19 protein-coding genes are annotated in these 17,555 nt (G+C 60.8%); 6 read left to right on the forward strand and 13 right to left on the reverse strand.

All coding sequences use genetic code 11. The annotated features are described in order from the left end of the window. Nucleotides 1–40 precede the first annotated feature (40 nt). The 4 genes from rlmD to ACP7CZ_RS17130 all read right to left on the reverse strand — a co-directional run bounded on the left by rlmD (nucleotide 41) and on the right by ACP7CZ_RS17130 (nucleotide 3,901). Entirely contained in the window at nucleotides 41–1,393 is a 1,353-nt protein-coding gene (gene rlmD / locus ACP7CZ_RS17115; protein WP_034128319.1) for a 23S rRNA (uracil(1939)-C(5))-methyltransferase RlmD, read from the reverse strand. Continuing rightward, on the reverse strand, nucleotides 1,393–2,295 hold the full coding sequence (gene cysM / locus ACP7CZ_RS17120; RefSeq protein ID WP_034128318.1) for a cysteine synthase CysM: 903 nt from the start codon (nucleotides 2,293–2,295) through the stop codon (nucleotides 1,393–1,395). Before cysM ends, rlmD begins: the two co-directional genes overlap by 1 nt. A gap of 105 nt (nucleotides 2,296–2,400) precedes the next feature. Further along, nucleotides 2,401–3,000, reverse strand: coding sequence for a tRNA-uridine aminocarboxypropyltransferase (locus tag ACP7CZ_RS17125; RefSeq protein WP_054920205.1), 600 nt, complete (start codon nucleotides 2,998–3,000; stop codon nucleotides 2,401–2,403). A 7-nt stretch (nucleotides 3,001–3,007) separates the two neighbouring features. Then, a complete protein-coding gene (locus ACP7CZ_RS17130) occupies nucleotides 3,008–3,901 on the reverse strand; it encodes a LysR family transcriptional regulator (protein WP_014719406.1) in 894 nt (297 codons plus the stop codon). Between the two features lie 303 nt (nucleotides 3,902–4,204). On the opposite strand from ACP7CZ_RS17130, the gene speB reads away from it, so the two are divergent. Together speB and ACP7CZ_RS17140 are read left to right on the forward strand one after the other, a co-directional pair. Further along, nucleotides 4,205–5,155 carry an agmatinase gene (speB, locus tag ACP7CZ_RS17135; RefSeq protein ID WP_034128315.1) on the forward strand — a complete coding sequence of 317 codons (951 nt, stop codon included), beginning with the start codon at nucleotides 4,205–4,207 and terminating at the stop codon, nucleotides 5,153–5,155. 163 nt (nucleotides 5,156–5,318) lie between these two features. Beyond that, a complete protein-coding gene (locus tag ACP7CZ_RS17140) occupies nucleotides 5,319–6,701 on the forward strand; it encodes a sodium:solute symporter (protein WP_089041935.1) in 1,383 nt (460 codons plus the stop codon). 189 nt (nucleotides 6,702–6,890) lie between these two features. On the opposite strand, the gene ACP7CZ_RS17145 is transcribed toward ACP7CZ_RS17140, so the two are convergent. Next, nucleotides 6,891–7,013: a PA1414 family protein gene (locus tag ACP7CZ_RS17145; protein WP_003193089.1), complete on the reverse strand. Its 123-nt coding sequence runs from the start codon at nucleotides 7,011–7,013 to the stop codon at nucleotides 6,891–6,893. Between the two features lie 142 nt (nucleotides 7,014–7,155). Continuing rightward, a complete protein-coding gene (ptrR, locus tag ACP7CZ_RS17150; protein ID WP_069557109.1) occupies nucleotides 7,156–8,049 on the reverse strand; it encodes a putrescine utilization regulator PtrR in 894 nt (297 codons plus the stop codon). A gap of 104 nt (nucleotides 8,050–8,153) precedes the next feature. On the opposite strand from ptrR, the gene ACP7CZ_RS17155 reads away from it, so the two are divergent. Then, on the forward strand, nucleotides 8,154–9,332 hold the full coding sequence (locus ACP7CZ_RS17155) for an MFS transporter (protein WP_054897829.1): 1,179 nt from the start codon (nucleotides 8,154–8,156) through the stop codon (nucleotides 9,330–9,332). Here the strand turns inward: ACP7CZ_RS17155 and ACP7CZ_RS17160 are convergent. Both ACP7CZ_RS17160 and ACP7CZ_RS17165 read right to left on the reverse strand, forming a co-directional pair. Beyond that, nucleotides 9,276–9,674, reverse strand: a complete 399-nt coding sequence (locus ACP7CZ_RS17160) for a DUF2177 family protein (protein ID WP_072447469.1) — start codon at nucleotides 9,672–9,674, stop codon at nucleotides 9,276–9,278. The genes ACP7CZ_RS17155 and ACP7CZ_RS17160 overlap by 57 nt on opposite strands. Before the next feature lie 159 nt (nucleotides 9,675–9,833). Further along, nucleotides 9,834–10,670, reverse strand: coding sequence for a CvfB family protein (locus tag ACP7CZ_RS17165; protein ID WP_054897831.1), 837 nt, complete (start codon nucleotides 10,668–10,670; stop codon nucleotides 9,834–9,836). A gap of 323 nt (nucleotides 10,671–10,993) precedes the next feature. On the opposite strand from ACP7CZ_RS17165, the gene ACP7CZ_RS17170 reads away from it, so the two are divergent. The 3 genes from ACP7CZ_RS17170 to ACP7CZ_RS17180 all read left to right on the forward strand — a co-directional run bounded on the left by ACP7CZ_RS17170 (nucleotide 10,994) and on the right by ACP7CZ_RS17180 (nucleotide 13,041). Further along, nucleotides 10,994–11,173 carry a hypothetical protein gene (locus ACP7CZ_RS17170; protein WP_003193095.1) on the forward strand — a complete coding sequence of 60 codons (180 nt, stop codon included), beginning with the start codon at nucleotides 10,994–10,996 and terminating at the stop codon, nucleotides 11,171–11,173. Between the two features lie 212 nt (nucleotides 11,174–11,385). Continuing rightward, complete coding sequence (locus ACP7CZ_RS17175) at nucleotides 11,386–12,108, forward strand: TorF family putative porin (RefSeq protein ID WP_057976196.1); 723 nt, start codon at nucleotides 11,386–11,388, stop codon at nucleotides 12,106–12,108. A 66-nt stretch (nucleotides 12,109–12,174) separates the two neighbouring features. Beyond that, nucleotides 12,175–13,041 carry a DUF6279 family lipoprotein gene (locus tag ACP7CZ_RS17180; RefSeq protein WP_294165282.1) on the forward strand — a complete coding sequence of 289 codons (867 nt, stop codon included), beginning with the start codon at nucleotides 12,175–12,177 and terminating at the stop codon, nucleotides 13,039–13,041. Here ACP7CZ_RS17180 and copD read toward each other — a convergent pair. The 5 genes from copD to ACP7CZ_RS17205 all read right to left on the reverse strand — a co-directional run bounded on the left by copD (nucleotide 13,038) and on the right by ACP7CZ_RS17205 (nucleotide 17,420). Further along, nucleotides 13,038–13,919 (reverse strand): copper homeostasis membrane protein CopD, encoded by an 882-nt coding sequence (gene copD, locus ACP7CZ_RS17185; protein ID WP_003193101.1) that lies wholly within the window; start codon nucleotides 13,917–13,919, stop codon nucleotides 13,038–13,040. The two genes, ACP7CZ_RS17180 and copD, sit on opposite strands and share 4 nt — an antisense overlap. Continuing rightward, on the reverse strand, nucleotides 13,916–14,302 hold the full coding sequence (gene copC / locus ACP7CZ_RS17190) for a copper homeostasis periplasmic binding protein CopC (RefSeq protein ID WP_003193103.1): 387 nt from the start codon (nucleotides 14,300–14,302) through the stop codon (nucleotides 13,916–13,918). The genes copD and copC overlap by 4 nt, the downstream gene beginning before the upstream one ends. 49 nt (nucleotides 14,303–14,351) lie before the next feature. Next, the gene (locus ACP7CZ_RS17195; protein ID WP_294165460.1) at nucleotides 14,352–15,179 is read right to left on the reverse strand and encodes a copper resistance protein B; all 828 of its coding nucleotides are present in this window, start codon (nucleotides 15,177–15,179) and stop codon (nucleotides 14,352–14,354) included. A gap of 10 nt (nucleotides 15,180–15,189) precedes the next feature. Beyond that, on the reverse strand, nucleotides 15,190–16,905 hold the full coding sequence (locus ACP7CZ_RS17200) for a copper resistance system multicopper oxidase (RefSeq protein WP_294165273.1): 1,716 nt from the start codon (nucleotides 16,903–16,905) through the stop codon (nucleotides 15,190–15,192). A gap of 125 nt (nucleotides 16,906–17,030) precedes the next feature. Continuing rightward, entirely contained in the window at nucleotides 17,031–17,420 is a 390-nt protein-coding gene (locus ACP7CZ_RS17205; protein WP_034128303.1) for a hypothetical protein, read from the reverse strand. Nucleotides 17,421–17,555 lie beyond the last annotated feature (135 nt).

The following is a 17,555-nucleotide window of genomic DNA, read 5'->3' on the forward strand; positions in this document are numbered from 1 at the left end:
GGCCCTGGAGAACGCAGGCCAGTCGGATTAAACGGGCATCCTAGCCCGCTTCAAATAACGCCATGGCCTCGACATGCGCGGTCTGCGGAAACATGTCGAGGATCCCGGCACGCTTTAGCCGGTAGCCTTGCTTGACCAACTCAACCGTGTCCCGCGCCAGCGTGGCTGGGTTGCAGGACACATACACCAGGCGCTTGGCCCCCAAGGCTGCAAGTTTGCGCACAACCTCCAGGGCACCATCGCGGGGTGGGTCCAAGAGTACCGCAGAAAAGCCCTGTTTGGCCCATTCTGCGTCGGTCAAAGGCTGGGACAAATCGGCCTGAAAAAACTGTGCGTTATGCAAATGGTTGCTGACGGCATTGAGGGCCGCACGGTCCACCATGGCCTGTACGCCCTCCACCGCCACCACTTCGCGTACGTGGCGAGCCAGTGGCAGGGCGAAGTTGCCCAGGCCGCAAAACAGGTCCAGTACCCGTTCGTCGGCTTGTGGCGCCAGCCATTGCAGCGCTTGGGCGACCATCGCCTGGTTGACCCCGGCGTTGACCTGCACAAAGTCGCCCGGCCGGTACGCCAGCTCCAGATCCCACGCCTCCAAACGGAAGCCCAAGGCCTGACCCGGCTCGACGGGCTCCGGCTGCCCTTCCCCGTGCAGCCACAATTGGGCGTCATGGAAGGTGCAGAATTCCTTGAGGATCTGCAGGTCAGCCTCGGACAACGGCGCCATATGCCGCAGCAACACGGCGATGGACGAACCGCTGAACAACTCGACATGCCCCAACGCCTGCGGTTTACTCAAGCGACGCAGCATCGTTGGCAAACGCTGCATGATCGGTTGCAAGGCCTGTACCAGCACCGGGCAATCATCGATAGCGACGATGTCCTGACTGGCCACGGCGCGAAAACCCACTTCGAGTTTCTTTGCCTTGGCGTCCCAACGTACGGCCACACGGGCGCGGCGCCGATAACCGAACTCCGGCCCGCTCAACGGCGCTGCCCACTCCTGTGGCTCGACACCGGCCACCCGGGACAATTGCTCGGCAAGCATGCGCTGTTTCAGGGCAAGTTGTTCTTCATGGGGCAGGTGCTGCACGCTGCAACCGCCGCAGCGGCCAACATGGGCGCAGGGTGCCGGGCGACGCAACTCGCTGGCCTGGAACACCCGCTCGGTGCGCGCCTCGACCACTTTGCCATGGGCGCCCAACACCCGTGCTTCCACCTCTTCGCCGGCCAACGCACCGTTCACAAACCAGGTGCGGCCTTCAAAGAACACGATGCCCCGGCCATCATTGGCCAGACGCTCGATGGTCAGGCGCTGTTTCTTGCCCACGGGTATCTGTGGGGCCCGGCTGCCGCCCGTCGGTTGGAAGCGCAGGCCTCTCTCGTGCTTGGCCATCAGTTGGGTTCGTCGAAAATGCCGGTCGACAGGTAACGGTCGCCTCGGTCACAGATGATCGCGACGATCACCGCGTTTTCCACTTCTTTGGACAAGCGCAACATACCGGCCACGGCGCCACCGGAGGACACGCCGCAGAAGATGCCCTCTTCACGGGCCAGGCGGCGCGTGGTGTCTTCGGCTTCGCGCTGGGCCATGTCGATGATGCGGTCTACCCGCGTCGCGTTGTAGATCTTCGGCAAATACTCTTCGGGCCAACGACGAATACCCGGGATGGCCGCGCCTTCCATCGGTTGCAGGCCGACGATCTGGATCGCCGGGTTCTGCTCCTTGAGGTAGCGCGAGTTGCCCATGATGGTACCGGTGGTGCCCATGGAGCTGACGAAGTGAGTGATGGTGCCCTGGGTCTGGCGCCAGATCTCCGGGCCGGTGCTGGTGTAGTGCGCCTCGGGGTTGTCGCCATTGGCGAACTGATCGAGCACCACGCCACGGCCTTCGGCGGCCATGCGCTCGGCAAGATCACGGGCGCCTTCCATGCCTTCTTCCTGGGTCACCAGGATCAGCTGGGCGCCATAGGCGGTCATCGCCGCCTTGCGCTCGGCGCTGCCGTTGTCGGGCATGATCAGCACCATCTTGTAACCCTTGATCGCTGCGGCCATGGCGAGGGCGATCCCGGTGTTACCCGAGGTGGCTTCGATCAGGGTGTCGCCGGGTTGGATCTGCCCACGCAACTCGGCGCGGGCGATCATCGACAGCGCCGGGCGGTCTTTGACCGAGCCGGCCGGGTTGTTGCCCTCGAGTTTGAGCAACAGGGTATTGCTGGTTTCACCCGCCATGCGTTGCAAGCGGACCAGGGGCGTGTTGCCGACACAATCGGCGATTGTTGGGTACTGCAAGGTCATGGCGTATTCGCAATCCAGACTGCGGGGCGCACATCATACCGGGAAAGGCCGGCGGGCCATATCACGCAAAGTGTGGTGCTTATGGCTTAAAGGCATAAGCCGGGTTTATGTCGGGTCGCCATGGTTGCGCTGGAATACTTCATCGCCCATCGCAGCAATCTGCCCTTCGATCAGCGCTTCAAAGGGTTTGAGCAGTGGCTCGAAGGACGTCGGCGCTTCCAATACCTGCAACGCTTGCGTGATCGCTTCGACCGTCGACAAGGCGCCAGGCCCCGGCGCCTTGCGCAAGCGATAGCGGGAAACGCTGCCTTCAGCCAACGTCACCCGGGGCAATGCCGCCAGCAAAGGGTTGAGGTGCAGCAGTTTGCGCGCCTTGCGCCAGGTGCCATCGGGAACCACCAACAGCAGTGGCTGATCGTCAGGTGCGTAGGCGTGCAGCGGCTCGGCGTCATCCGCCGGAAACAACAGGCGTGCCCGATAGCCAGGCGGGTTCAATAGCGTCGCCAGGTCATCAAACACCTCCCCCACCACCAACTGCGCGTTGTTCAGGCCCAACGCCGCCAACCGTGCAGTATTGAGCGCATGGCCGACCTCGCTCGGGTGCTGCAACACCAACACACGAGTGCGGCTGTCAAGGTGGGGGATCAGCGCACAAAGGCAGTGCGTGGTCGGGCGCAGGCAGCGCGGGCAATGGGGTCGGGACATGGTGTTTTCAGGCCTGGTTGAGCTGGGTCTTGAGCAAATCGCGGAAGGTCTGGATCAGTGGCTCGCGGCTGCGGCCACGGCGCATGATCAGCGAAAACGGCGCCTGGTAGCCGAAAGTCGCCGGCAGCAAAACGCGCAGATCGCCCTTGTCAGCCCAGGCCTGGGCGTAGTGTTCGGGCAGGTAGCCAATATAAGCGCCCGACAGCACCAGAATCAGTTGCGCCTCCATACTTTCCACCGTGGCAGCGCTGTGCTTGAAGCCGTGGCGCGCCAACTCCGCCTGGCTCCAGTAACCCCGCCCGACCATGCGTTGCTGGGTGATCACTTGTTCCGGGATGCGCCGCTCGTTGAACAATGGGTGCCGGTTGCTGCAATACAACCAGTGCTGTTCGCGGTACAGCGGCATGTAGACCAGCCCGCTCATGCGGTTGGAGAACGCACCGATGGCCAGGTCCAGGCGGTTGTCCTGCACCCCCAGTTGCAATTCGTAGGGGCTCATCACCGACAGGTGCAAATGCACTGCCGGGTGCTCCAGGCTGTAGGCGCCAATCACTTCGGCGAACGGCAAGGCCTTGTCGCTGACGGTGGAGTCGAGAACTCCGAGCTTGAGGGTGCCGCGCAATTCGCCTTTCAACGCGGCGGCGTACTGCTCGAAACCTTCGAGTTCGCCCAACAGGCGCAGGGTTTCCTGATGAAACAGCTCGCCCTTGCTGGTCAGGCTGAAGCCGCCACGGCCACGATGGCACAGCACCAGGCCCAAGGCTGACTCGAGTTGGCTCATGTAGGTGCTGATGGCCGACGTCGACAGGTTGAGCTCATGCTGGGCGTTGGCAAACCCTTGGTGGCGCACGACGCTGACGAAGATGCGCAGGAGTTTCAGGTCGGGCAAGGCGTTGGCCATGGGGGCTCCAATGAAGCGTGACGCAGAGCATCACAGGATGCATCCCCACGCAGAGCGTGGGAACGATCAACTGTAGGAGCGAGCTTGCTCGCGAAAAACCTGAGGACGCCGCGTACATTCTAGGGCTGCGCATCATCGTTGACGTTTTTCGCGAGCAAGCTCGCTCCTACAGGGATCAGGGAGTTTAACTCAGGCTTTAGTTTAGAAAAATCTGAACTAAGTATTTGCCTCTGCCGATTCTTCCTAAGCCAGGCTTTTCGCAGAATCGGCCATCAATAAACAAAACAACGATGAGGCAATCCCGTGGACAAGATTTTCCACCAACCACTGGGCGGCAACGAAATGCCGCGCTTCGCCGGCATCGCCACCATGATGCGTCTTCCCCACCTGCAAACCGCCAAGGGCCTGGACGCCGCCTTCGTCGGCGTGCCTCTGGATATCGGCACCTCGCTGCGCGCCGGTACGCGCTTCGGCCCACGGGAAATCCGCGCCGAGTCGGTGATGATCCGTCCCTACAACATGGCCACCGGCGCCGCACCGTTCGACTCACTGTCGGTGGCCGATATCGGCGACGTGGCGATCAATACCTTTAACCTGCTCGACGCGGTGCGCATCATCGAAGAGGCCTACGACGAGATCCTCGAGCACGACGCCATCCCCCTGACCCTGGGTGGCGACCACACCATCACCCTGCCGATCCTGCGGGCGATCCACAAAAAACATGGCAAGGTCGGGCTGGTGCACATCGATGCCCACGCCGACGTCAACGACCATATGTTCGGCGAGAAAATTGCCCACGGCACCACCTTCCGCCGCGCCGTGGAAGAAGGCTTGCTCGATTGCGACCGCGTGGTGCAGATCGGCCTGCGCGCCCAGGGATATACCGCCGAAGACTTCAACTGGAGCCGCAAGCAAGGCTTCCGCGTGGTCCAGGCCGAAGAATGCTGGCATCACTCCCTCGCGCCGCTGATGGCCGAAGTGCGAGAAAAAGTCGGCGGCGGCCCGGTGTACCTGAGCTTCGACATCGACGGCATCGACCCCGCCTGGGCACCCGGCACCGGCACCCCGGAAATCGGCGGGCTGACCACCATCCAGGCCATCGAAATCATCCGTGGCTGCCAGGGCCTCGATCTGATTGGTTGCGACCTGGTAGAAGTTTCGCCGCCTTACGACACCACCGGCAATACCTCGTTGCTGGGCGCCAACTTGCTGTACGAGATGCTCTGCGTACTGCCTGGCGTCGCGCATCGCTGATGAGGCGAACGCGCTGAGAACAATAAAAACCGCGTCTTCACACTCATAACCAAGGGGGGTCGCACAGATCCCCGACAACGATGTACCTGACTTTCGCTCGCGTGTTTACCGAGCCAGCTGCCGCCTGATCGCCCATAAAAAATATAATCGGAGAACCGCCGTCATGGCTTTGGATTTATTCGTCGTACTCATCTACGCCGCCGGCATGCTGGTGCTCGGCTACTACGGCATGCGTCGCGCCAAGACCCACGAAGACTACCTGGTCGCCGGCCGCAACCTCGGCCCATCGCTGTACATGGGCACCATGGCCGCCACGGTGCTGGGCGGTGCCTCCACCGTCGGCACCGTGCGCCTGGGATATGTGCATGGTATTTCGGGTTTCTGGCTGTGCGCCGCGCTCGGCGCGGGCATCATTGCCCTGAACCTGTTCCTGGCCAAGCCCCTGTTGAAGCTGAAAATCTTCACCGTCACCCAGGTCCTGGAAAAACGCTACAACCCCATGGCCCGCCAGGCCAGCGCGGTGATCATGCTGGCCTATGCGCTCATGATCGGCGTGACCTCGATCCTGGCCATCGGCACCGTGCTGCAAGTGCTGTTCGACCTGCCGTTCTGGATGTCGGTACTGGTGGGCGGTGGCGTGGTGGTGGTGTATTCGACCATCGGTGGCATGTGGTCGCTGACCCTCACCGATATTGTGCAATTCGTGATCAAGACCGTCGGCCTGATGTTCATCCTGTTGCCGATCTGCCTGTACCGCGTCGGTGGCTGGGATGAACTGGTGGCCAAACTGCCGGCGTCGAGCTTCAGCTTCACCGCTATCGGCTGGGACACGATCATCACCTACTTCATGATCTACTTCTTCGGCATCCTGATCGGCCAGGATATCTGGCAACGGGTCTTCACCGCCCGTGACGAAAAGGTCGCCCAGTACGCAGGCACTTTTGCCGGCTTCTATTGCATCCTGTACGGCCTGGCCTGTGCGCTGATCGGCATGGCTGCCCATGTGCTGATCCCGGACCTGGACAACGTCAACAATGCCTTCGCCGCGATCGTCAAAGCTTCGCTGCCGGACGGCATTCGCGGCCTGGTCATCGCCGCCGCGCTGGCCGCCATGATGTCCACCGCCAGCGCCGGCCTGCTCGCCGCCTCCACCGTATTGACCGAGGACCTGCTGCCCCGCCTGCGCGGCGGCAAGGCGTCGAGCCTGAGCATCAACCGCCTGTTCACCCTGTTGACCGGCATTGCCGTGCTGGGTATCGCATTGGTGGTGAACGATGTGATCAGCGCCCTGACCCTGGCCTATAACCTGTTGGTGGGCGGTATGTTGGTGCCCTTGATCGGCGCGATCTTCTGGAAGCGCGCGACCACCTCGGGCGCAATCACGTCCATGAGCCTGGGCTTTGTGACCGCGCTGGTATTTATGTTCAAGGATGGGTTGGATGCAAATACGCCGATCTACTACAGCCTGGCGGTGGCGCTGGTGAGCTTTGTACTGGTGAGCCTGCTGTCGCGTCGGCCGGCCAAGGTGGCGGCTGCGGTGGTTTGAGCTATAACAGGGACGGGGATATTTTCTTCAGCGGGCGCGACGTCGGAGGTCGCGCCCGTTTTTTTCGCCTGGTGCAAAACAACTGTGGGAGCGGGCTTGCTCGCGAAAGCGGTGTGTCATTCAACCTTATTTTGGCTGATACACCCTATTCGCGAGCAAGCCCGCTCCCACATTTTTTAAACCGCGTGATTAGCGGCGACGTGGCCGACGTTGCTCGTCATCCGTGCGAATCGGCACCGGTTGCAGCGGAGGCTCGATCAAGCCCAATGCAACGCCGAGGTCGTGGAGCCAGTTTTGGATTTTCTCTTTCATGATTGCCCCCTTTGAGGGTAGTGCTGGCCGGCGTGAGTACTGTCGCCGTTTCCTACAGTGATAGTAGCCCTAAGTCCTAGGTAATGCTTGAAGGAAACCACAACGAACTATTACTGAATTGATCCGAATCCTGACGGATCGTTCAAGCAATGGCACGTGTGTCTTGCACGCATCGCGGGTTGCCGTCTTGCTGCAGGTCGATCCATGCATTGAGGTTAGCGCCGAGCATGCCCTTTCGCCACATCAGCCAGGTGGTCGCAGTGGCAAAAGGCCCAGTCAGCGGATGAACGGACACGCTGTCCTTGCCGGGCAGGCTTGCGAGCATGGACTCAGACATCAACGCCACGCCGGAACCTGCGATCACGCAGGCGAGCATGCCTTGGTAGGACTCGATCTCGATCGCCCGCCCCATCGCCACACGCTCATGGGAAAACCAGGTTTCCAGGCGCGTGCGGTAGGCGCAACTGCGCCGGAACGTGAACACTGCACGGCCCGCCACATCCTGGGGGCCACGCACCGGCGGATGATCGGCCTCGCAAATCAGCACCAGGCGCTCTTCGCACAGCGGTACGCCATCCAGGGTGGCGATGGTCAGCGGGCCGTCGACGAAGGCTGCGTCCAGGCGCCCGGTAATCAGCCCTTCCAGCAACTCCCCGCTGGGCGCCGACTGCACCTGCAGATTCACCATGGGGTAAGTCTTGTGATAGCGCGCCAGCAGCTTCGGCAAATGAACCGCGGCGGTGCTGTACATGCTGCCCAATACGAAATCACCAGCCGGTTGCCCGCCTTGTACGGCGCCGTGGGCTTCATCGTGCAGCGCCAGCAGGCGGGTGCTGTAGTCCAGTAGTACCTTGCCTGCCGGAGAAAGCTGCAAACGCTGGCGCTCGCGCACGAACAGATCGACACCCAGTTGCTCTTCCATTTGTTTAAGCCGGGTCGACAGATTTGAGGGAACGCGGTGCAGGCGCTCAGCGGCGCGGGTGATGGAGCCCTCTTCCGCCACGGCCTGGAAAATGCGCAATTGACTGAACTCCATTATTTTCTCCAAAACTGAACAAGTTACTCACTATTATTCAATTTTACAGAAAGTCAATCCGTCTTAGCCTGCAAGGCATTCGCTTCTTTGCAGGAAACCTGACCATGTCCCCGCTGATTCGTTTACTCGCCAGCTTCGTCGCCCTGATGATGGCCATGGGCATTGGCCGCTTCGCCCTGACTCCGCAAATGCCGCATTTGCTCAGTGAAGGCCAGATCGACCTGACCGGCGCCGGCCTGATCGCAGCCGCCAATTACCTGGGCTATTTTGTCGGCGCGGTGGACTCGATCTTTGCCCGCAGCCATCAGCATGTGCGCGGGCGCCTCTACGGCGGGCTGTGGTTGTGCGTATTGCTGACCCTGGCGTCCTACTGGGCTAACGGGTTCTGGCCGCATTTGTTGCTGCGTTTCGGCACCGGGGTCGCCAGTGCCTGGGCCCTGGTGATGATTACCAGCCTGAGCCAGCCACTGGCGATTGCCGCCGGCCGCCCGCGCCTGGGTGCGCTGGTGTTTGCTGGGCCGGGGTTGGGGATTGTGCTGACGGGGCTGCTGGCGCTGGTGTCGAACCTATCAGGGCAAAGCTCTGCCGCGCTGTGGTTGATCTACGGGACGGTGGCGCTGGTGATGTTGCTGGCGATCCTGCCGTTTCTACCCAAGCCGACCCTCACCGTGACACAGCCCACCAGCGCGGGGAGCAACGGCAGCATCGCGCACTTGTGCTGTATCTATTTCTTGTACGGCCTGGGCTACATCATCCCGGCGACCTTTCTGTCGCAAATGGCCAGCGCACAATTCCACGGGGCCTGGCAGGCCGACTTGTTCTGGCCCTGCTTTGGCCTGGCGGCCGCGCTGGGAGTGGGGGTGGCCAGCCTGCGCCGCAAGCACCCGAACACCACCCGTCGCTGGCTGATGGCGACTTTATGGCTGCAAGCGGCAGGGGTGTTCGCCTGCCTATTCGGCAATGGCTGGGGCTTGGCGTTGGGCGTTTTACTGTGCGGTGCGCCATTTCTGGCCTGCATGCAGTTGGTGATGGCGCGATTAAGGGAGGTCGCGCCCCATGGCTACCAACGCAGCACGGGGTTGTTGACCGCCAGCTTCGCCGTCGGCCAATTGAGCGGCCCCCTGTTGGCATCGGTCAGCAGCCATCTCAGTGGCGGCCTGCAACCGGCGTTGGTCGTTGCCGGTACCGGGTTGTTATTAGCCGGTTCAGTACTGATCAACCACCCTCTACCGCCACGGCCGATTTGCACACAAATGGCCAACAGTGCAGCAAATGGCGGTTAGGCACGTGCCCCACGCCATGTCCATCAGCGCCAACCCAGCGGACCAGCCTTGAAGCGTGGCCCAGTTGCTCAGGTCATAGGTGCCGTAGGCCACCAGGCCAAGCAAGGCGCCCAAACGCGCAGCGCGCTGCCAACTGGCGCTGGGCAAGATAACCAGCACCACGCAACCGAGGACGTACAGGAGATAGAACAATACGGCAGGCAACAGGCGTGGCTGATCAAGCATCAGCGCGCCAAGCAGGGATTTGTATGTGGGCCCCATGAGCACACCGAGCCAAAGGCCGTCGAGGACCAGGAAGGCGAGCAAGGTACCGAGGTAGGCATACAACGACTTTCTTGACATGAGCAAGCCCTACTGTGAAGGCAAGCTTGTTGTGGCGAGCAAGCTTGCTTGCGTTGGGGTGCGAAGCGCCCCCAAAAAAGCTTGCGACTGCTACGCAGTCGAGCGGGAGCAAGCTCCCTAGCCACAACAAGCTCGCTCCTACAGGAGAGCGAAGCGTACTCAGCTTAGTTCAATGCGATCCGCATGAATCACGATCTGGCCCTGCTTGTAGAGCGCACCAATGGCCTTCTTGAAGTTGCCCTTGCTCACGCCGAACAAGTTACTGATCACCGCCGGGTCGCTTTTGTCGCTGACCGGCAGGCTGCCATTGTTGTCGCGCAACTTGGCGAGGATCTTCGAGTTCAGGCTGGAGGCCGCTTCCTGGCCCACCGGCTGCAGGCTCAGGCTAATGTTGCCATCGGCGCGGATCTCTTTGATAAAGCCCTTCTCTTCCTTGCCCGGGCGCAGGAACTTGAACACTTCGTTCTTGTGGATCAAGCCCCAGTGCTTGTTGTTGATGATCGCCTTGAAGCCCATGTCAGTGGCTTCGGCCACCAGCAGGTCGACTTCCTGGCCCACCTGATAGTTCGCCGGCGTCTTGTCCAGGTAACGGTCAAGGCGAGCGGTGGCGGTGATGCGCTTGGTGTGCTTGTCGAGGTAGACGTGCACCACGCAATATTCACCCGCGGTCATCTGGCGTTTTTCTTCCGAATAAGGCAGCAGCAGATCCTTGGGCAAACCCCAATCAAGGAACACGCCAATGCTGTTGACTTCCACAACTTTCAAACTGGCGAATTCACCGACTTGAACTTTGGGCTTTTCGGTGGTGGCGATAAGTTTGTCATCGCTGTCCAGATAAATGAAAACGTTGAGCCAGTCTTCATCTTCACTGGGAATATCTTTAGGGATATACCGATTAGGCAAGAGGATTTCCCCATCTTGCGCACCATCGAGGTACAAACCAAAGTTAGTGTGCTTGACCACTTGCAAGCTGTTGTAGCGCCCGACTAAAGCCATTTCCAATACCCTCATTGCGTGGGCGGCATTCTACCCGAGTTGTGCCCTGCACGCGCACGCGCCTGAAAAATCGCGGCTCGCATGGCGTTCCAGTAGCATCGCCCCACTCGTCTGATCGTTCGGTTCACTTTGAGCAGGCCATCAGCGTATCCAAAGGCGTTGGGTTTCCAGCTAAAACAGTAAGTTAGCGCTTTATTTCAGCGCTGAACTTCGGCTATTTCCAGCCGCGAGCACTTATTCTCGAGGGATATTTGCCAAGCAATTGTCAAGTATTTCCTGTACCATAGCTGGCCAAGTTAATTTTCTACAGGTTAGTGGCCGCCATGCGTGTAAAAGCATCCAACAGCAAAGCAAAGCCAGCTCCCGCCGTTGAAACCAGCGAATCGATCAACAGCCAGATTGCTGCGTTCCTCAAGTCCGGCGGCGAAATCCAGCAAATTGCCAAGGGCGTGAGCGGCCAGACTTTCGGCCCGTCCAAGCAGATCAGCCTGGGCAAGAAGTAATAGTCATACCCGCGCACTGCATCTGGTCCCTAAGCGTCTTGCCTTCGAGGCGCTAGGACTAGAGTTGCCACCCCCTCCCGAGACCCTCAATACGCAGCTAATCGACGAACGGGCCTCAATGCCTGGCATTCGCCGGTATCCTTGCACACGTCTAGCACGGGCATCTGCCTGAATCTTTCCGTTACTGCTCCTCGCTTTTCATGGAGTGAAGCATGCTTAAACGCTGTATTTTCGTGGTCAGCATCCTGGTCGCCAGCCCTTTGGCCGAAGCGCATATCTTCCAGCGCGAATTGGGTGACTTCGACCTGAAATTAGGTACAACCCCCAGCCGCACCATGGCCCAGGGCCTGGTCAAGCCGACCGCCCCTGGCAGCGACTCGTTCCACGGAGGCCTGGACCTTACCCACGACAGCGGCCTGTATTTCGGCCAGTTTTCCCCGAACATGGGCCTGTCGTCGGCCAATAACCTTGAAGTCGACTCCTACATGGGCTTCAAGCGTCCGTTCGACCAGACCCTGGGCTACGAAGTCGGCTTGATCCACTACAGCTACCCCAAGCTCAGCCCCCTCGACAGCCAGGAGTTCTACGGCGGGCTGAACCTGTTGGGCAACCGCTTTGGCGTGTCCTTCAGCAACGACCCCGACCGCCAGGACAGTACCCTGTTTGCCGACCTGGGCGGCACCCAGCCTTTCGGCATCGGCGTCAGCATGAAGTACACCACCCATCAACTGGGCACACCGGTCTCGGTAGAGAACGGCGCCATCAGCAGTTTCAGCGATTGGTCGGTGCAGTTTTCCCGGGCCTGGAAAGGCATTGACCTGGACCTGATCTACAGCGGCTCCAGCCTCAGCGGCAGTGACTGCTCGGCCTACTCCGGACACAATTCGCAATGTGACGGGCTGTTGACCTTGAAGGCCGCGCGGTCGTTTTATTGATGGGCTGAACTGTCGCACCTCGCGCAGGTTCACATGCATTAACGCCCTCCATGCAAGGACCTGCCCATGTTGCGCCGGCTCAAATTCCTGATGGTACTGCTGACCCTGAGCCTGGTGCTCGCCGGCTGCAATCGCGTGGGCCTGGCCTACCGTAACCTCGACGTGATCATCCCCTGGACCCTCAACGACTACCTGGACATGAATGCCGGGCAAAAGAGCTGGTTCAACGACACCCTCAAGGAACACCTGGCCTGGCACTGCACCACGCAATTGCCTGGCTACCTGGACTGGCTCGACCGCCTGCAACAGATGGTCGACAGCAACCAGGTCACCGACGCCGCATTGCAAACCCGTACAGTCGAAGCCAAACAGGCAATTGCCGAGATTGCGCGGGAAATCACGCCCTCAGCCGTGCAATTGCTGCAAGGCCTGGACGATCAGCAGGTCAAGGACATGAGCGATGCCCTGGCCAAGGACCTGCGCAAACGCCAGGACGAATACCTCAAGCCGCCGCTGGCCCAGCAGATCAAGGAACGCGCCCAGCGCATGAGCAAGCGGCTGGACGCCTGGATCGGCCCATTGAGCCCGGCCCAGCAAAATCGCGTGACGGCCTGGTCCGCCGAGTTGGGCGCGCAAAACCAAGCGTGGATCGGCAACCGCGCCCATTGGCAGGCGCAATTTATCGAGGCGCTGCAACAACGCCACAATGCCGATTTCCCGCAGAAAATCCAGCAACTGCTGGTGGATCGCGAAAGCCTGTGGACCCCGCAATACCGCGCCGCCTACGCACAGACCGAAGCCGCCGCGCGCAGTTTGCTCGTGGACGTGATGGCCCAAAGCTCCCCAGCGCAGCGCCTGAAACTCACCCAAAAAATCGACAAGGTCCGCAGCGACTTCCAGGCGCTTAAATGCCTGAAAAGCGCACAGTCTTAGTCAGGCGCCAAGGTGCCCAGCCAGGCCACCAGGCCAAGGATGAGCACCACAGCGCCAAACTCCAGGGCCATGCTGCGCCGTAACGCACGGATCGCCACGTTATAATCGCCCGCCGCGATAGATTGTTGCAGAAGCGGCGTCAGGTGAAAGCGATTGAGCGCCGCCAAGGCCAGCATCACGCCGAACAACCCCAGCTTCAGGCATAGCAGCACCGCATAGACTCCGCCGTTGATGCCCCCCAGATTCGGCCCGACAACAAACAGATAATTGGCAACGCCAGTGCCGATCAGCACCAAGACAAATCCCGCGCCAATGCGCTCAAAGCCTGCCAATGCGCTGGCCAGAACCTGCACTCGATCATCCTGTGGCAACGGCGCAGGCATCAACAACAAACCGAATGCCGCCAACGCCCCCACCCAACCCGCCGCTGCCAACAGGTGTGCACTGTCGCTGACGATATGCCACACACCTTGCACGCCTTCGTGCATTACGCCGTGCCCTGTCCACACCAGGGTGGCCAACGCCACGCCAGCCGACAGCGTGGCCAGCGCCAGATGAGTGCTCAGTGCCGCCAGGACCAGCGCCGCGATACGCACCCACCACGTCAGCCCCAAGTCGGTCTGCCACAGCATCATCTGTACATGCGGCCATAGCGCCTGCCAATCAGTGGCGCCGCTCATGGATTGGGTCATGACCAATAGCGACGCCACCGAAAACGCCAGCCCCAAGCCGCCCGTCAATCCCATCCATGCCCTTAGATTGAGCCATCTACGTTGCTCAGCGTGCAGACCATAAAGGCCGAACAGTCCCAATCCAAATAGCATCATCAGGTCGAGATAGAGCGCGAAGCGCAATGCGATGGAGATCAGCTCACTCATGGCTGCACGCTGAACACCACATTACCGGTGATCGGATGTGTATCGGACGACACGGCACGCCAATCCACCCGATAGCTGCCGGTGGTAAGTGCGGAGACCGGCTTGATCAACATCACCTTGGGGTCGCTGCTCGCCGACACGCTGGCCTTCACCGGCATCGGCGAATTGGGCATGCCCGGCATGTCGGTCATGATCAACTTGGCCCCGGAAAACTGGGTCAGCAGGTTTTCTGAGAAATGCAATTCAATCACTGCGGGAGCGGCGCCCTGTGCGCCTGCCGCCGGAATGGATGACAGCAGCTTGGGGTGGGCCGAAGCGGGCAGGCTAAGACTTAAACCTACCCACAGCGCAGCACCCAGCAGCGTGGTTTTCAACATAGACATGCAAGACTCCAGGCCGCGCCAGGCGGCGAATAATAAAAAGGGAAACCCGTCAGAACCACAAGCGCACGCCGACGACCCAGCGCAGTTGATTGATGTCTTCGTCTTCGTCCCGTGCGTATTGCGCGGTCTGGCCATAAGTGCGGTTCCAGCTGAGACCGACATAAGGCGCAAACTCGCGGCGAACTTCGTAGCGCAAGCGCAGGCCCAGTTCACTTTCCGCCAAGCCCGAACCAACGCCGCGTTGCGGATCGTTCTGCGCATAGAAGTTGAGTTCGGCGGTCGGCTGCAGGTTCAGGCGATTGGTGAGCAGAATGTCGTAGTCACCCTCAAGGCGTGCGGCGGTATGCCCCGATTCGCCGACAAACAACGTGGCTTCGGCCTCGAAGTTGTAGAGCGCCATGCCTTGTAGGCCAAAGGCCGCCCAGCTCTGGCTGGCACCGGGCTTGAAGTCCTGGCGCACGCCGCCGACCACATCCCACCAAGGGCTGATTGCGTGCCCCCATAACGCTTGGGCTTCGGCACTTTCAGTGCGGCCGGCGCTGCGTTCGCCTTCACTGCGTAGCCACAACCGGTCGATGTCACCGCCGACCCAACCCTTGATGTCCCAACTCTGCGCGTTGCCGTCGCCGCCCTGCCATTCCAACTGGTTGACCAGCAGCATCGAGTTGACGCCGCTGTCATGTACCTGATGCCCTCCCGGCGCGTTGTACACCGCTGCGCGGTCTGCGTCGGTCAGCGCCGGAATCGGCGTACGGCTTTGCGTCAACGCTGGCGTCGCCGGGCTCATGCCCTGAAATTCATCCTCGGCCGCCAACGCCCATGGGGCGAACCCCAGCGTGGCGAACGCGATGCAAAGGGACGAGACGCAACGGTTCATGCTCGCTTCCTTATTCATGCACGCGCACCTCACGGAACATGCCCATTTCCATGTGGTACAGCAGGTGGCAGTGATAGGCCCATCGCCCCAAGGCATCGGCGGTGACGCGGTAACTGCGACGGGAGCCCGGTGGCATGTCGATGGTGTGTTTGCGCACCAGGAACTGGCCGTTTTCGTCCTCCAGGTCGCTCCATAAGCCATGCAGGTGAATCGGGTGGGCCATCATGGTGTCGTTGACCAGCACCACCCGCACACGCTCGCCATAAGTCAGTTGCAAAGGCTCGGCATCGGAAAACTTCACGCCATTGAACGACCAGGCGAACTTTTCCATATGCCCGGTGAGATGCAATTCGACGGTGCGCGAGGGATCGCGGCCATCGGGGTCTTCAAAGGTACTGCGCAGGTCGGCATAGGTGAGCACCCGGCGGCCATTGTTGCGCAGGCCGATTCCAGGGTCGTCCAGCTTGGGCATCGGGTTCATCGCCTGCATGTCTACCAGCGGGTTGTTCTGCTCGCTGGCGGGGTGTTTCTGCATCGCCATCGCGCCCATGGCGCTGTGATCCATGCCTTCCATGCCCGGCATATCGGCCATGGCACCGTGGTCCATGCCGCCCATGCCCATGTCATCCATCGTCAGCCACGGGCGCGGATCAAGCGGCGGTACTGAGGCGGTCGCACCCATCTGCCGGGCGAGGGTGCCACGGGCATAGCCTGTGCGGTCCATGGACTGGGCAAACAGGGTGTAGGCCTCTGCCACAGGCTCGACCAGCACATCGTAGGTTTCCGCCACGGCGATACGGAACTCGTCGACGCTTACCGGCTTTACCGGCTGGCCATCCGCGGCGATGACGGTCATCTTCAACCCTGGAATGCGCACATCAAAATAGGTCATCGCCGAGCCATTGATAAAACGCAGGCGAATCGTTTCCCCCGTCTTGAACACTCCGGTCCAGTTCTGCCCAGGCGGCTGGCCGTTGAGCAAGTAGGTGTAGGTCTCGCCGCTGACGTCCGCAAGGTCGGTGGGGTTCATCTTCATTTGCGCCCACATCAGCCGGTCGGCAGCCGTGGCCGACCAGCCCTGCTTGCCCACATCCCGGATAAAATCGCCCAGGGTGGGTTTGTGCAGGTTGTAGTAATCAGACTGCTTCTTGAGGGTCTTCATCAGGGCGACGGGGTCTTCGTCGGTCCAGTCCGACAGCATCACCACGTAATCGCGCTGGTAGCTATAAGGCTCGGGTTCCTTGGGATCGATAACCAGCGGGCCGTACACGCCCTGCTGCTCCTGAAGCCCGGAATGGCTGTGGTACCAGTGGGTGCCGTGCTGCTTGACCTTGAATTGGTAAACGTAAAGGCCGCCCGGTTCGATGCCCTTGAAGCTCAGGCCGGGCACGCCGTCCATGGTCGATGGCAACAGGATGCCGTGCCAGTGGATCGAGGTGGGCTCGCCAAGACGGTTTTTCACGCGCAGGGTCACGGTGTCGCCTTCGCGCCAGCGTAACAGCGGGCCGGGCAGGCTGCCGTTGACGGTCAACGCGGTGCGCGCACGGCCGGTCAGGTTGACGGGAGTCTGGTCAATAAACAGGTCAAATTCGCTGCCGGCGAGCACCGTGGGCTGGCCGGGGCTGGTCAGTGCCCACACAGGGGGGCGCCAAAGCCCGAGCCCACCCAGCAGGCCGCCTGCGGCCAGGCCTTTGACGAATGTGCGTCTGGAGGTTGTGGAGTGCATGCCAATTCAAGTCCGTGAGTTGAATGGCAGCAGATTAGGAGTCGCCGGCTGTCAGCAACCTTAGCGACGGATTACCGATTCGACAGGTTCACCCGGCTCCCTCGGGGCGCCGGGGCACAAGAAGATCAGGCGATCTGCGCTTTGGAGGCCACTTCAGCGAACGTTGCCGGATCAAGCGCGTCCTCCTGCTCATCCAACACCTGACGTGGATGATCATTGCCTGGAATCGAACTGTCGATCAGCGCCAGCAATTGCGCACCCAGCGCCGTCAGAATGAAATTCTCGCCATTGCCGCCCTCTTCCTCAGGCCGCGACTCGATAAAGCCACGCTTGAACAGCAGCGCCTCGTAATCGGCAGCGGTCTTCTTGAGTGCGTCCAGGTTGCCAGTGTCCTCGCCGGCCGTCGCCTTCTCGGCCGCTTCTTGTTCGGCGTATTTGCGCGGGGCAAAGCTGCCTTCGCCGTTCTGCACTTCATGCAGCAGACGTTCGATCAGATCCCAATTGTAAGTCGTCATCCTGATTCCTCCTGCAGGCCGATGGAGTTAGCCCGTCTAAGGGAGTGACACGTTCCGGCACTGGCCGTTCAACCGAACGGACGGGCGTCATTTCTCTGAACTTTCCAGAGGTTCGCCGCCTCAACTGCACATCAC

It is taken from the genome of Pseudomonas sp. DWP2-2 (assembly GCF_049897065.1).
In the GTDB taxonomy this organism is placed as follows: Bacteria; Pseudomonadota; Gammaproteobacteria; order Pseudomonadales; family Pseudomonadaceae; genus Aquipseudomonas; species Aquipseudomonas paracarnis.

Excerpts from the sequence above, each read along its gene's own strand:
- rlmD (WP_034128319.1), bottom strand. The coding sequence starts at position 1,393 with ATGGCCAAGCACGAGAGAGGCCTGCGCTTCCAACCGACGGGCGGCAGC.
- cysM (WP_034128318.1), bottom strand. The coding sequence starts at position 2,295 with ATGACCTTGCAGTACCCAACAATCGCCGATTGTGTCGGCAACACGCCC.
- ACP7CZ_RS17125 (WP_054920205.1), bottom strand. The coding sequence starts at position 3,000 with ATGTCCCGACCCCATTGCCCGCGCTGCCTGCGCCCGACCACGCACTGC.
- ACP7CZ_RS17130 (WP_014719406.1), bottom strand. The coding sequence starts at position 3,901 with ATGGCCAACGCCTTGCCCGACCTGAAACTCCTGCGCATCTTCGTCAGC.
- ACP7CZ_RS17140 (WP_089041935.1), top strand. The coding sequence starts at position 5,319 with ATGGCTTTGGATTTATTCGTCGTACTCATCTACGCCGCCGGCATGCTG.
- ACP7CZ_RS17145 (WP_003193089.1), bottom strand. The coding sequence starts at position 7,013 with ATGAAAGAGAAAATCCAAAACTGGCTCCACGACCTCGGCGTTGCATTG.
- ptrR (WP_069557109.1), bottom strand. The coding sequence starts at position 8,049 with ATGGAGTTCAGTCAATTGCGCATTTTCCAGGCCGTGGCGGAAGAGGGC.
- ACP7CZ_RS17155 (WP_054897829.1), top strand. The coding sequence starts at position 8,154 with ATGTCCCCGCTGATTCGTTTACTCGCCAGCTTCGTCGCCCTGATGATG.
- ACP7CZ_RS17160 (WP_072447469.1), bottom strand. The coding sequence starts at position 9,674 with ATGTCAAGAAAGTCGTTGTATGCCTACCTCGGTACCTTGCTCGCCTTC.
- ACP7CZ_RS17165 (WP_054897831.1), bottom strand. The coding sequence starts at position 10,670 with ATGGCTTTAGTCGGGCGCTACAACAGCTTGCAAGTGGTCAAGCACACT.
- ACP7CZ_RS17170 (WP_003193095.1), top strand. The coding sequence starts at position 10,994 with ATGCGTGTAAAAGCATCCAACAGCAAAGCAAAGCCAGCTCCCGCCGTT.
- ACP7CZ_RS17175 (WP_057976196.1), top strand. The coding sequence starts at position 11,386 with ATGCTTAAACGCTGTATTTTCGTGGTCAGCATCCTGGTCGCCAGCCCT.
- ACP7CZ_RS17180 (WP_294165282.1), top strand. The coding sequence starts at position 12,175 with ATGTTGCGCCGGCTCAAATTCCTGATGGTACTGCTGACCCTGAGCCTG.
- copD (WP_003193101.1), bottom strand. The coding sequence starts at position 13,919 with ATGAGTGAGCTGATCTCCATCGCATTGCGCTTCGCGCTCTATCTCGAC.
- copC (WP_003193103.1), bottom strand. The coding sequence starts at position 14,302 with ATGTCTATGTTGAAAACCACGCTGCTGGGTGCTGCGCTGTGGGTAGGT.
- ACP7CZ_RS17195 (WP_294165460.1), bottom strand. The coding sequence starts at position 15,179 with ATGAACCGTTGCGTCTCGTCCCTTTGCATCGCGTTCGCCACGCTGGGG.
- ACP7CZ_RS17200 (WP_294165273.1), bottom strand. The coding sequence starts at position 16,905 with ATGCACTCCACAACCTCCAGACGCACATTCGTCAAAGGCCTGGCCGCA.
- ACP7CZ_RS17205 (WP_034128303.1), bottom strand. The coding sequence starts at position 17,420 with ATGACGACTTACAATTGGGATCTGATCGAACGTCTGCTGCATGAAGTG.